This window comes from Oceanobacillus sojae (genome assembly GCF_007991515.1).
GTDB classification, from domain to species: Bacteria; Bacillota; Bacilli; order Bacillales; family Amphibacillaceae; genus Oceanobacillus; species Oceanobacillus sojae.
In genome coordinates this window covers 143,542-156,601 of the sequence record NZ_BJYM01000004.1, presented here as the reverse complement: position 1 = coordinate 156,601, position 13,060 = coordinate 143,542, and the positions used below count along the sequence as shown (strand labels likewise).

15 protein-coding genes are annotated in these 13,060 nt (G+C 38.3%); all 15 read left to right on the top strand.

Annotated features, from left to right (window positions below):
- Positions 1-292: 292 nt before the first annotated feature.
- The 15 genes from fliF (at position 293) to OSO01_RS06030 (ending at position 12,932) form a co-directional block, all read left to right on the top strand.
- Entirely contained in the window at positions 293-1,906 is a 1,614-nt protein-coding gene (gene fliF / locus OSO01_RS06100; RefSeq protein WP_147209552.1) for a flagellar basal-body MS-ring/collar protein FliF, read from the top strand.
- A 12-nt stretch (positions 1,907-1,918) separates the two neighbouring features.
- A complete protein-coding gene (fliG, locus tag OSO01_RS06095) occupies positions 1,919-2,929 on the top strand; it encodes a flagellar motor switch protein FliG (protein ID WP_147209551.1) in 1,011 nt (336 codons plus the stop codon).
- On the top strand, positions 2,922-3,659 hold the full coding sequence (gene fliH / locus OSO01_RS06090) for a flagellar assembly protein FliH (protein WP_186813572.1): 738 nt from the start codon (positions 2,922-2,924) through the stop codon (positions 3,657-3,659). The genes fliG and fliH overlap by 8 nt, the downstream gene beginning before the upstream one ends.
- Positions 3,656-4,966 (top strand): flagellar protein export ATPase FliI, encoded by a 1,311-nt coding sequence (gene fliI, locus OSO01_RS06085; RefSeq protein ID WP_147209549.1) that lies wholly within the window; start codon positions 3,656-3,658, stop codon positions 4,964-4,966. Before fliH ends, fliI begins: the two co-directional genes overlap by 4 nt.
- A gap of 13 nt (positions 4,967-4,979) precedes the next feature.
- Positions 4,980-5,426: a flagellar export protein FliJ gene (fliJ, locus tag OSO01_RS06080; protein ID WP_147209548.1), complete on the top strand. Its 447-nt coding sequence runs from the start codon at positions 4,980-4,982 to the stop codon at positions 5,424-5,426.
- Positions 5,427-5,431: 5 nt separating this feature from the next.
- Entirely contained in the window at positions 5,432-6,079 is a 648-nt protein-coding gene (locus OSO01_RS06075) for a MotE family protein (RefSeq protein WP_147209547.1), read from the top strand.
- A gap of 67 nt (positions 6,080-6,146) precedes the next feature.
- Positions 6,147-7,751: a flagellar hook-length control protein FliK gene (locus OSO01_RS06070; RefSeq protein WP_147209546.1), complete on the top strand. Its 1,605-nt coding sequence runs from the start codon at positions 6,147-6,149 to the stop codon at positions 7,749-7,751.
- Between the two features lie 38 nt (positions 7,752-7,789).
- A complete protein-coding gene (gene flgD / locus OSO01_RS06065) occupies positions 7,790-8,299 on the top strand; it encodes a flagellar hook assembly protein FlgD (protein ID WP_307725834.1) in 510 nt (169 codons plus the stop codon).
- The gene (locus OSO01_RS06060; RefSeq protein ID WP_147209545.1) at positions 8,299-8,664 is read left to right on the top strand and encodes a TIGR02530 family flagellar biosynthesis protein; all 366 of its coding nucleotides are present in this window, start codon (positions 8,299-8,301) and stop codon (positions 8,662-8,664) included. The genes flgD and OSO01_RS06060 overlap by 1 nt, the downstream gene beginning before the upstream one ends.
- Positions 8,665-8,751: 87 nt before the next feature.
- Positions 8,752-9,609, top strand: coding sequence for a flagellar basal body rod protein FlgG (gene flgG, locus OSO01_RS06055; RefSeq protein WP_147209544.1), 858 nt, complete (start codon positions 8,752-8,754; stop codon positions 9,607-9,609).
- 56 nt (positions 9,610-9,665) lie between these two features.
- Complete coding sequence (locus tag OSO01_RS06050; protein ID WP_147209543.1) at positions 9,666-9,884, top strand: flagellar FlbD family protein; 219 nt, start codon at positions 9,666-9,668, stop codon at positions 9,882-9,884.
- Positions 9,877-10,296 carry a flagellar basal body-associated protein FliL gene (fliL, locus tag OSO01_RS06045; RefSeq protein WP_147209542.1) on the top strand — a complete coding sequence of 140 codons (420 nt, stop codon included), beginning with the start codon at positions 9,877-9,879 and terminating at the stop codon, positions 10,294-10,296. The genes OSO01_RS06050 and fliL overlap by 8 nt, the downstream gene beginning before the upstream one ends.
- Before the next feature lie 31 nt (positions 10,297-10,327).
- Positions 10,328-11,320, top strand: coding sequence for a flagellar motor switch protein FliM (gene fliM, locus OSO01_RS06040; RefSeq protein WP_147209541.1), 993 nt, complete (start codon positions 10,328-10,330; stop codon positions 11,318-11,320).
- Positions 11,310-12,542, top strand: coding sequence for a flagellar motor switch phosphatase FliY (gene fliY / locus OSO01_RS06035; protein WP_147209540.1), 1,233 nt, complete (start codon positions 11,310-11,312; stop codon positions 12,540-12,542). Before fliM ends, fliY begins: the two co-directional genes overlap by 11 nt.
- Before the next feature lie 27 nt (positions 12,543-12,569).
- Positions 12,570-12,932, top strand: a complete 363-nt coding sequence (locus OSO01_RS06030; RefSeq protein ID WP_147209539.1) for a response regulator — start codon at positions 12,570-12,572, stop codon at positions 12,930-12,932.
- The last annotated feature ends 128 nt before the right edge of the window (positions 12,933-13,060 follow it).

The following is a 13,060-nucleotide window of genomic DNA, read 5'->3' as shown; positions in this document are numbered from 1 at the left end:
ATAAGAGGATGTTAAAAAAGTTCCTAAATGACAAGCATTGGAATAATGAATTACGAATATCATATAGCTGGTGCATAAGTCACTATGACAGTGTGAAGTTAATACAGAACTGGAGCCTGGACTATGGTTACCAATGTTATCAGATTAATATAATTTAATTCTGATGGTAATTAAACTAACTGGCGAAAGTTTATGGGTACTCGTCTGATGAAATTTGTTTCCATATTTTGGAGTGAATACCGTAAGTAATAATAAAGATTACAGTTTTTTGAATTTAGTGAGGGTAGTGTATATGAAAGAGAGATTACAAAGATGGAGAGAATCCACTTTTACTTTTTGGAAATCCAGATCTAAGGGACAAAAAGGAACAATGATTGGTGGAGCAGTTCTGATCATTATGCTGATTGCTGCGATGGTTTTCTTTACTGCAAATACGAAATTTGTTCCTCTGTATAATAATTTATCCCTGCAAGAGGCTGGCCAGATTACAGCTGAGCTGGATACGAGAGCTGTTCCATATGAGCTTGAAAATGGCGGAGCCTCTATTCTGGTTCCTGAGGAACAGGTTGATTCGTTATTATTGGAGTTTGCTTCTATGGGTCTTCCAAGCAGCGGAAGTATAGATTATTCTTTTTTTAGTGAAAATGCCTCCTGGGGTATTACAGAGAATGAATTTAGTGTTATGAAATTGGATGCAATGCAAACTGAACTTGGGAATTTGATTTCCGGTATCGATGGCATACAAGATGCAAATGTCATGATCAACATGCCAGAGCAGCCTGTATTTGCTGATGAAGCATCTGGAGAAGCAAGTGTTGCTATCATGCTGCATACACAGCCAGGATATCAATTTGAAGGAAATCAGGTAGAAGGACTTTATCATCTTGTATCGAAGGCAGTCCCTAATTTAGATCCGGAAGATATCATCATTATGAACCAGTACTTTGAATACTATGATCGGGATACGCAATTTGCCGGAGGTCAGGATACATATTCAAATCAGCAATCTATTAAGAAAGATGTAGAGCGGGATATTCAACGAAGATTACAGCAGATGCTCGGTACAATGTTAGGAAATGAAAATATTGTTGTTTCCGTTACTGCAGATATTGATTTTTCACAGGAGAATCGAACAGAAGACTTAGTAGAGCCTGTCGATTTAGAAGCAATGGAAGGTATTCCTGTCAGCTTAGAAACGATACAAGAGTCTTATGCAGGCCAGGGAGGCCCGGATGGTGTTGCGGGCACTGGAGAGGAAGATGTTGCTAACTTTCCTGCCGGTGATGGTGACGACGGTGAATACGAATTAGATAAAGAAACCATTAATTATGAGTTTAACCGTATCCGTCGTGAGATAGTAGAAAGTCCTTACCAAGTCAGAGACCTTGGTATACAGGTGGCGGTTAACAGCGCAAGACAAAGTGCAGATGGAGAAACAGAATTTTTAAACCAGCAAGAACAGACAGATGTTCAAGAAGGTGTCGAATCCATTTTGAATTCTATCATCGAAACATCGGTTGATGGTGATTTACAGGATGAAGAGGCCGGTGCTAATACATCGATTGTTTTCCAGGAATTCAGCGCTTCTGCCGGAGAACAAGAAGAACCATCTGGAGCAGGAATTCCTTTATGGCTGTATATTGCCGGCGGAATATTACTAATTGTCATAGTTATTTTAATAGTTATGCTCAGAAGAAATCGTGCTGAGGAAGAATGGTTGGAAGAAGAAATACAGGAAGAACGGCCATTAACATCTGTAACCAATAACGAGGAACCGGTTATTCCAGATCTTACTACCGCAAAAGATACAGAAGAAGTTATCAGAAGAAAACAGCTTGAGAAAATTGCAAATGAAAAACCAGAAGAATTTGCGAAATTATTACGGAGCTGGATGAATGAAGACTAGGAGGTTTTATTTATGGCAAGAAAAAATACACTCACAGGAAGACAAAAAGCAGCCATTCTCTTAATCTCATTAGGTCCGGATGTATCAGCACAAGTGTATAAGTATTTATCAGAAGAAGAAATTGAGAAGCTCAGCTTAGATATTTCCTCTGTGAAAAAGGTAGATTCACATTTAAAAGAAGATATATTAGATCAATTTCATCAGATTGCAGTTGCACAGGATTATATCTCTCAAGGAGGTATAGGATATGCCAAAACAGTATTGGAAAAAGCATTCGGGAAGCAGGAGGCATCGAGCATTATCAATCGTCTGACCTCTTCCTTGCAGGTAAGACCATTTGATTTTGCAAGAAAGGCAGACCCGCAGCAGGTTTTGAATTATATTCAAGGAGAGCATCCGCAAACCATTGCGCTTATCCTTTCATATTTAGATGCTGAGCAAAGTGGCCAAATCCTTTCTGCCCTGCCTAAAAATGTGCAGGCAGATGTTGCCCGTAGAATCGCTACGATGGATTCCACATCACCAGAGATTATCAGCCAGGTAGAGCAGGTGTTAGAAAAAAATATATCTTCTTCTATGACTGAGGATTACACACAGACTGGCGGTATTCAAACGGTGGTAGAGGTGCTTAATGGAGTAGACCGTGCAACAGAGAAAACAATTTTAGATGCTTTAGAGTCTCAGGATCCGGATTTAGCAGAAGAAATTAAGAAAAGAATGTTTGTATTTGAAGATATTGTTACCTTGGATAATCGTGCCATTCAGCGTGTCATCAGAGAAGTGGATAATGATGATTTACGATTAGCTCTTAAAGTTGCCAGCAATGAGGTGAAGGATATTGTCTTCAATAATATGTCTGAACGTATGGTGACTACCTTTAAAGAAGAGATGGAGTATATGGGACCAGTGCGCTTAAAAGATGTAGAAGAGGCACAAACACGAATTGTCAATGTAATACGTGGTCTGGAAGAAAAAGGAGAAATTGTTATCGCGCGAGGCGGAGGAGACGATATTATTGTCTAGTTACAAAAAACAAATATCGATTAAACCGATTGAATCCATTGTTCCGCCGGCAGATACGCATCAAGAGGACGCAAATAAAGTGCATCAGCAATTATCTGAGACCATTTTATTACGAAAACAAGAGTTAGCCTCTATTGAAGAGCAGCAGGACAAACGGATTGAAGAAGCTGATAATCAGATAAAAGAAGCTCGCAGCAAGTGGGAAGAAGAAAAACAAAAGTTAATGGAGGAAGCACAGGAGCAAGGATTTCAAAAAGGATATGAGGATGGAAGGCAAGAGGCTTTTCAGCAGTTTGAAAGTCGGCTGAACAAAGCTAATCATATCATTGATATAGCAAAAGAGGATTATCATCAAACCTTGGAAAAGCAAACAGAAAGCATTGTGGAGATATCCATGACAGTTGCGAATAAAATCCTGCATCAGGAGTTAAAGGGAAAACCAGATTATATTATGGAATTAATCAAGGCGGCGATTGAAGATGTGAAGTCCCAGCCGTCCATTACAATCATTGTTCACCCGGATTATTATGAAGAGGTTCATTCTCATCAGGATGAGCTGCAGCGTCTAATAGGCGACGATACTAAGCTGTCTATCCATGCAGACGTACATATCGAGTCAACAGACTGTATTATTCAATACCCTCATGGGCAAGTGGAAACAAGTATCAATGCACAGCTGCAGAAAATAAGAGAGGCATTGATGGATTATGTTATGGAGGATATGCAATGAATACAGAGGCGCTCATCTCAATAATTGAAAAAACTGATTCATATAAACGATTTGGAAAAGTTACTCGCGTAGTAGGCTTAATGATTGAATCAGAAGGGCCGGCTGCGAATATTGGTGAGGTTTGTTACATACATACCAGTACAAACGATGGTAATCTCATTTTAGCAGAAGTAGTAGGCTTTCAGAACGAAAAAATTATTTTGATGCCTTATCGGGAAGTTAATGAAGTTGGTTCAGGCTGTTTAGTGGAGGCTACTGGAAATCCATTAATGGTGAAGGTAGGAAGAAGTCTGATAGGTCATGTATTAGATCCTTTGGGAAAGCCGCTTTCTGATTCTGAATCATTACCAAAGGGCTTAACAAGATACCAGACGGAGAGAAAGCCTCCTAACCCGCTTTCCCGCCCGACAATCAGACAGCCATTACAAATTGGTGTGCGGGCTATTGATGGATTTTTGTCAATGGGAATCGGTCAGCGTGTCGGCCTGTTTGCCGGTAGCGGTGTCGGAAAAAGTACATTATTAGGAATGATTGCAAGGAATAGTAATGCGGATGTAAATGTTATTGCACTGATTGGAGAGCGTGGAAGAGAGGTTCGGGAATTTATTGAGCATGATTTAGGTGAAGAGGGATTAAAAAAATCCATTATTGTTGCAGCAACCTCTGATCAGCCTGCACTCATGCGAATTCGCGGAGCATATACAGCGACTGCTATCAGTGAATATTTCAGAGAACAAGGATTTAATGTGAATTTAATGATGGATTCTGTTACACGTGTTGCTATGGCACAGAGAGAAATTGGTTTAGCTGTTGGCGAACCGCCGACGACAAAAGGATATACTCCAAGCGTATTCTCTATTTTACCTAAGTTGTTAGAGCGGGCCGGGACGGATGAAAAAGGCTCAATAACTGGATTTTATACGGTGCTGGTTGATGGAGATGACATGAATGAACCGATTGCTGACGCAGTAAGAGGTATTCTTGATGGTCACATTGTTCTGGACCGTAAAATTGCAGAAAGAGGTCAATATCCCGCAATTAATGTTTTAAAGTCAATCAGCAGGGTGATGAATGTTATTGCAACAGATGAGCATAAACAGATAGCGACAGGTTTAAGAACACTTCTTGCAACGTATGAAGAAAATAATGAGTTAATCTCTATTGGCGCATATAAAAAAGGAACAAATCCTGAGGTAGACTTAGCTGTTTCATCTTATCCCAAAATTGTTTCTTTTTTAAAACAAGGGGTGTATGAGCAGGTAAGCTTTGAAGAAACCATTCAAATGATGAGAAATCTGGTTGAATAAAGGAGTTGTTTTTATGGCTGGGATATCCAGTTTAGCAAAGATAAGAGATATACATGATAATGAGAAGCAAATAGCTCAGAAGGCTTATGTGCAGTCACAAGAAACGTTCGAAAAGATTGCTACGGAGCTGTATAATCTATTGCAGAAAAAAGAAGTTGCAGAGAACTCCTTTGAAACTGCCATTCAAGCGTCTACATCGATCGAGAAAATAAAAGAACAGTCTGCCTATATTGAGAAACTGACAAATCAAATTCAAACTGTCCAGCTTTTAGTTCAAAGAGCAAGAAACGATATGAATAAGAAACAAAGCAAATTATCTGAAGCTTATATTGAATATAAAAAATATGACAAGATTATTGAATTGAAAAAAGAAGAAGCTCAAGCAATTGTAAGAAGACAGGAAGCCAGTTTTATGGATGAAATGTCAATGCAACAGTATCTGAGACAAAAGCAAAGGTGAAAAAAATGAAGAATAAAAAACAAAGCGAAACAGAAGTTCAAAAGTCTTCAAGTGGTGTCTTTATGAAGCTGTTTTTAATAGCTATGCCACTCTTTATCCTGGCTGTCATTGTTGTTTTTGTTTTACATATTGCAGGATTTAATACGTTGGATTGGCTGAAGGAACAGGGGAAATCCATTCCTGTTGTTGGAGAAATGTTCATAGATGATGAAGAAAAAAATGCTGGCAATGACATCCAGGCACTACAGAATCAGCTGGAAAGCAAAGATAAAATTATTGATAACAAGGATGAACAAATTCAAGGTCTTGAGGATACCGTCACTGAACTGGAAAGCCAGATCAGCAGTTTGCAGGATGAACTGGAAGAAACAGCAAGTGCTGATGCAGAAGAAAATGCGGATGGAGAGCAAGAGGTAGAACATCCGCAAGGGCAGGCAAATGCTTCAGAAAAAAGTTCTATGACGAAAACGCTGGAAGGTATGAAAAGTAAAGAAGCAGCCGCTATCCTCGAAAATTTAGAGGATGATTTAGCTGTTGATATTTTAGAAGAAATGTCAACGGGTGATCGTGGTGATATTTTACAGAAAATGGAATTGGAAGCAGCAACAACCTATACCAAAATGTTGATTGAGCTGGACGTAGCTGTTCCTTAATAAATACGATTTTATGTTAGAATCATAGATTTTCTTTATTTATAAAAAATTGAAGGGAGGTGAATAAATGAATCCGATGATATTAAGTATGCCTGAATTTATGCTTTCCAATCAGAAGATGCATACCGGACAGGGAATGAACCAGAATTCGGGTTTCCGTGATTTATTATTACGGCAAACAGTACCAGTATCCGATGATATATCAGTCCCAATGCAAGAAAATAAAAAGAAACAGCTGGATAAAACGTATCAACAGCTGAAGGAGCTATTACCAGATGAAGTACTCGCTATTTTGCAAGAAAATGATGGCTTGCAAGAAGAAATACTTACATTAGTAATGCAAAGCTTATCTTCTCAACAAGAAGTTTCTATGGATGATGATGACGAGCAGCAGAAATTACTTATTCAAAAACTGCTTAAACAGCATCTATCTCCTTCAGAAGAAAAAGCAGATTTACAGGGAGCTGCAGATATTTACAATGAAATAGTAAATCTGTTGCAAAGTGTAGATGAAATGGCGGTTATAGATGATACAGCCAGTCTGTTAGCAAAATTAAAGCAGGATTGGGATCAGTTTTTCCAGGAAAATCCTGAGTTGGATAAAAAAGAAGCTTTGGACGATATTCATCAGTACATGCAAAGAGCTGACTCATTCATTTTTAGTCAGACAGTAAACCAGATGGTTTATCAATTGCTTGATGCCAATCTGCCTGAAGGAACAGAGACAAATGATGAATTGAATCCTAAAGCAGTAGAGGTAAATAAAGCTTTGCAGGATTTAAATCAATTCATATTAAGAGCTGATTCTGCAACAGCAGAGCAAATGGTAAAGCAAATAATGAAACAATTGCAAGACTGGAAGCTGGTAGAACAAATACTGATTCAACCGCAAAAAGCAGTTAGATCTGAATTAGTTATGGAAGGATCACAGCGCACAGAAGCCAGAATAGTAACATGGCTGCAATCAATTTTTAAAGAGGTAGCTCCAGGAGTTATTAAGCAGAACAGTAATGTTAATTTTGCAGATCAAACAGAAGCTCAATCGGCAAAAACAGTATCTGAAGCTGCACAGCGTATAGAGCCGAAATTAGCTGCCTGGCTGCAAACAACTATTCAAGGTGCATCTCCAAATGTTTTCAGACAAGAGAGCCTGCCTATCTCAAAAGTAGAGCAATTTATTGTCAATATGGGGCAAACAGATTTGTCAAAGGCTTTATCAGGAAAAGAATTGATTGATAAGATTGAAAGTCTTGTTCAAAGCCAGCGTCTGCACAACTTTGTACAAGGACAAAATCCGATATCTATTCAATTAAGGCCAGATAATTTAGGGGAAATGACAATCCGTTTTGTTCAGACAAATGGTGAATTGACAGTACAGATGCTCGTATCCTCTAAGGCCGTAAAAGAAGTATTAGAATCTAATCTGCATCAGCTGAGAAATGTATTTTCTCCGCATCAGGTAACTATTGAAAAGCAGGATAATGTGATGCTTTCCAACGGAACGGATGCATCTAAAAATTCGAAAGAAAATCAAAATGACCAGCAGCAGGCAGATCATTTTGAAGAGTCTTCTGAGTCAAATGAACAGGAGCAATATTCTGAAACAGAGTCATTTGAATCGTTTATGGAGAAGCTATTATCTCAAAATGAAGAAGAACAGATACAGAGTTAACCTAGCTTGTAATGGCTCTTATCCATTTTTGAAAGGCGGTGACAATAATTACTTCCATAGATCCATCTTTATATTTAAGTAATCAATCGACGCAAAGGGCACCTTCATCTGAATTAGGAAAAGATGAATTTTTAAAATTATTGGTTGCGCAAATGCAAAATCAGAATCCAATGAACACAATGGATGAAAGTGAATTTATTGCCCAAATGGCAACTTTTTCTTCCTTGGAGCAAATGATGAATATGTCAAAGTCGATGGAGCTTCTGGTTAATAATCAGCTTGTTTCTCCAGCTATCCAGTATAGCCATATGATCGGCGAAACGGTGAATTATAGAACATTTGACGAGGAAACAGGAAGAGAAAAAGGTATTGAATCAAGTAAAATTGTTTCTGTATCTCAGCAGGATGGATGGGCTGTTTTCCATTTGGAAAATGGTAAGAAAATCTATGCTGATACAGTGATTGAGGTAGGAACATCAGGACAGGAAACAGATGATGAATCAGAAAATAATGTAACAGACCCTTCTGAGAATGAGGAGGAAAAATAATGGTTCGCCCAATTCAACCAATCGTACCAGCTATATCACAGGAGCAATATATACAAAAAGCGGCACCGAAAAAAGGAAATGTATCCTTTGGCGATATTCTCCAACAGCAACAAGGACTGGCTGTCAGCAAGCATGCAGCAGATCGAATGCGGGAGAGGAATATCCAGTTTAGCAACAAGGAATGGGAATCTATTCATGAGAAAGTAAAAGAAGCTAAACAAATGGGAGTTAAGGATGCTTTGGTTGTTGTTGATGGAAGCGCAATGGTTGTCAGTGTCAAAAATAATACAGTGATTACTGCGTTGAATCAATCCGAGGCAGATAAAAAAGTATTTACTAATATCGATGGAACAATTTTATTGTAAATTCAAAAAGGCTGGACCCTTTAAGGGAAGTCTGTAACCGTGGAATGACAGAAGCGGTCAAATTAAAAGGAAAAAGGGGAAATAATCATGTTACGTTCAATGTATGCAGGTATTTCAGGAATGAAAAATTCACAAACAAAATTAGATATTATCGGAAATAATATTGCTAACGTTAATACCAATGGTTATAAAAAAGCAACGATTAATTTTCAGGATATGCTGAGCCAAACATCATCAAGAGCACAGGGTGCTGGCGGGAATCGAGGCGGTGTTAATGCCAAACAGGTTGGTCTTGGTTCACAGCAAGGAGCGATTAATAATGTCCATACACAGGGATTTACACAAACTACAAATTATCCGTTAGATTTTATGATTGATGGAGATGGTATGTTTGTTGTAGGCGGTGGTCAGGTTACTGGTGAAGGGGCAGGAGCAACAGTGACAACCAATCCAAATGATAGATACTATACACGTGCCGGGAGCTTTGGTTTTGATGATAACGGATATATTGTAAACGCGGAAGGTCTTTATTTATTAGATAGCGAGGGAGAAGCTATTCAGGTTCCACCAGGTTCACAGGATTTCAGTATCTTAACAGATGGATCAGTTACGTATATAGATGCAGACGGAGAAGTTGTAGATAATAACGTTAATATAGGCTTGGCCCGTTTTTCCAATCCTAATGGTTTAGAAAAATTAGGCGGTAATTTGTATCGTGCAACAGATAACTCTGGTATAATGCCTGCCCCAGGAGGTGCAGAATTCTTTACACCGGAACAGGAAGGCGCTGGCGTACTTAGAACTGGTCAGCTTGAGATGTCCAACGTAGACTTATCTGAAGAATTCACTGAAATGATTACAGCACAGCGTTCATTCCAGGCGAACACCAGAATAATTACAACATCTGATGAAATTTTACAGGAGCTTGTTAATCTAAAACGATAAGCAAGGGAGGAAGGGGCTAGCATGAACTAACATGCTCAGACTAGTCCCGATAAATCATGATTCGATTGACCCGATTAAATAATGAACCTTTTGTTCTTAATGCAATAATGATTGAGCAAGTTCAGGCCCATGCAGATACAAGTATTTCATTGTTAAATGGAAAAAAAGTGTTTGTAAAAGAAAGTGAAGAAGAAATTATTAAAAAGGTAACAGCCTTTTATCACGAGATTGGGTTTCCTGCACTTCCTTTAAAGGCAGGTGAAAAAGATGAGTAAAATATTAAAAATAGCTGTAACGTCAATCATTACTTTACTTGTTGGTGTTGTAGCTACGCTTATTATTGTCATCTATGTGAATGAACCGGAAGAAACATCCGGCGAGCAATCTATTGATGATATGGTCAGTCATTCCTATGAAACGCCGGAAGTAACAACAGATATTAAAGATGATAGATATGTACAGGTTCAGTTTCAAGTGATTACAGATGATAAAAAAGCGATGGAAGAATTACAAAAAAGAGACTTCCAAATCACCAATCTATTAATTAAAGAATTGGCTGTTATGGAAGAAGAGGATTTTCAAACAGGTCTTGATGATCTGGAGGAGACGCTGAAAACAAATTTAAATGAAATGATGACAGAAGGAACGGTTACCGAAGTATATACCATTAAGAAAATACTTCAATAGATTATATCATGCTAGGAGGTGACCAAATTTTATGGATGAGGTATTATCACAAAATGAAATTGATGCCTTGCTTTCAGCGATAACATCAGGAGAAATGGATGCAGAAGAGTTGAAAAAGGAAGAAGATGAAAAACGTATTCGCGTATATGATTTTAAAAGAGCGTTACGTTTTTCTAAAGACCAGATACGAAGCATTTCTAGGCTTCATGAAAACTATGCAAGATTGCTTACAACCTTTTTTGCTACGCAGCTCCGAACGTATGTAAATATAAATGTTACCTCTGTGGACCAGGTACCTTATGAGGAATTTATACGCTCTGTACCGAAACGGACAGTGCTTAATATTTATAGTTTGCAGCCGTTGGACGGAAATTTGATTATGGAAATTAACCCGAATATCGCTTTCGCATTATTGGAGCGGTTGCTGGGCGGAAAAGGTTCCAGTGATTCAAAAAAAAGCAGTCTGACAGAAATTGAAAAGCTTTTGCTCACACAATTGTTTGAGAAAGCTGAAGACAGTTTAAAAAATGCTTGGTCATCTGTTGCAGATATTGAACCGGTTTTAGAAGAATTTGAAGAGAACCCCCAATTTATGCAGATTGTTGCACCAACAGAAACAGTTGTTGTTGTTTCTTTAACAGCTATGATTGGAGAAGTATCAGGTATGATTAATATATGTATTCCGCATATTATTTTGGAACCAATTATACCAAAGCTCTCTGCAAGCTATTGGATGCAGACGAATAAAAATAAAGATGAAAAAAGTCTGCAAAGAATGTCACAGTATCTTCAAAATACGGATGTTGAAGTAAAAGCAATCCTTGGTGAAGCAACAATTAATATTGATGAATTTTTGAAGTTCTCTGCCGGGGATGTGATTGCATTAGATCAGCCGATTGATTCGCCGTTAAAGATGGCTGTGAATGATGAGTTTAAGTTTCTTGTGCAGCCAGGTAAGTATCGGCATAAAATGTCTGTTCAAGTATTAGAGGAACTGAATGGGGTGATGGAAAATGATGAATGACGGCAAGCTGTCGCAGGAAGAAATTGATGCACTGCTTAATGTATCTGAAAATAAAGAGGATGAAAACCAGCAGGAGCAAACGGGTGGGGACGAGTTCCTGACGAGTATAGAAAAAGACGCTTTAGGAGAGATTGGAAATATTTCCTTTGGAAGCTCCGCTACTACTCTGTCTACACTTTTAAACCAAAAGGTAGAGATTACAACACCAGCTGTTACAACAATTACAAAAGATGAATTAGAAGAAGAAGTGACATTTAAACCTGTAAGTGTTCAAGTAAATTACATAGAAGGCTTTACTGGCAATAATGTTTTTTTCATTAAATCAGAGGATGCAGCAGTAATTGCTGATATTATGCTTGGCGGTGATGGGACAAGCCCGGATAAGGAACTGAACGAAATGCACCTCAGTGCAGTTCAGGAAGCAATGAATCAGATGATGGGTGCTGCTGCCACAAGTATGTCCACAGTATTTAATAAGAAAATTGACATTTCTCCTCCGCAGATTATTCATGGATTGGGGAATGAAAGAAAAGAAGGTCTATTTGAAGATGACGTTTATGTCAAAGTCTTCTTTAAATTAATGGTTGGAGATTTAATAGATTCTAATATGGTACAGCTTGTTCCAATTGATTTTGCTAAAGAATTAGTACAGCAATTAATGAATCCGGCTCCTGCAGCTACAGAAGAAAGTTCGGCAGAAAAGAAGCCAGAGAAAGCAGCAGCAAGCGAACCGGCTGATATCCCTGAAACGAATGTAAATACAAGCTTAAATACTCCTTCAGCACCACTGCAGGAAAACATTCAAGCGGAAGAGTCTGTCAGCCGGACAGCAGCAAGCACAGAATCAACACATCAAAAAAATGATGACATTCTGGGCAGACACGGCAGCCTGCATGAAGCAAATATACAGGAGGCAGCTTTTTCAGATTTTAAACAGCCCCCTTTAAGCAGTCAGGGACAACGTAATTTGGATATGCTGATGGATATCCCTTTAAAAGTCACTGTTGAGTTAGGAAGAACAAAGCAGTCCATTAAGGAAATCTTAGAACTTGGAGCAGGATCCATTATTGAATTAGATAAGTTGGCCGGGGAGCCTGTAGATATTCTTGTAAATGAAAAATTAGTGGCTGAAGGGGAAGTTGTTGTTATCGACGAAAACTTCGGAGTACGTGTAACGGATATTGTTAGTCAGTTAGATAGAATTCAACATTTGAAAAAGTAGATTAGTATAATGAGGAGAGAGAAAAAAATGAGCAAAAAGATTTTAATCGTAGATGATGCAGCTTTTATGAGAATGATGATTAAGGATATTTTAACAAAAAATGATTTTGAAGTAGTTGCTGAAGCACAAGACGGTAATGAAGCTGTTGAAAAATTTAAGGAAAGTCAACCTGATTTAGTGACCATGGATATTACGATGCCAGAAAAAGATGGGTTGGCAGCTTTAAAAGAAATTCTTCAAGTAAATCCAGAAGCAAAGGTAATTATGTGTTCAGCAATGGGACAGCAGGCTATGGTTATTGATGCTATTCAAGCCGGAGCAAAAGACTTTATTGTTAAACCATTCCAGGCAGAACGTGTTATTGAAGCTATTCAAAAAGCACTTGGATAAGTAAACTTCATTTAGTGAGACGGATATATCTTTTCTCACTAATGAATGGGGAACAGCGTCCACCCGTATGAAGTGAAGGCAGGGGTATCACAGGGATGTATTTACTCCCCAAGTGTGTTTAAAAAGTG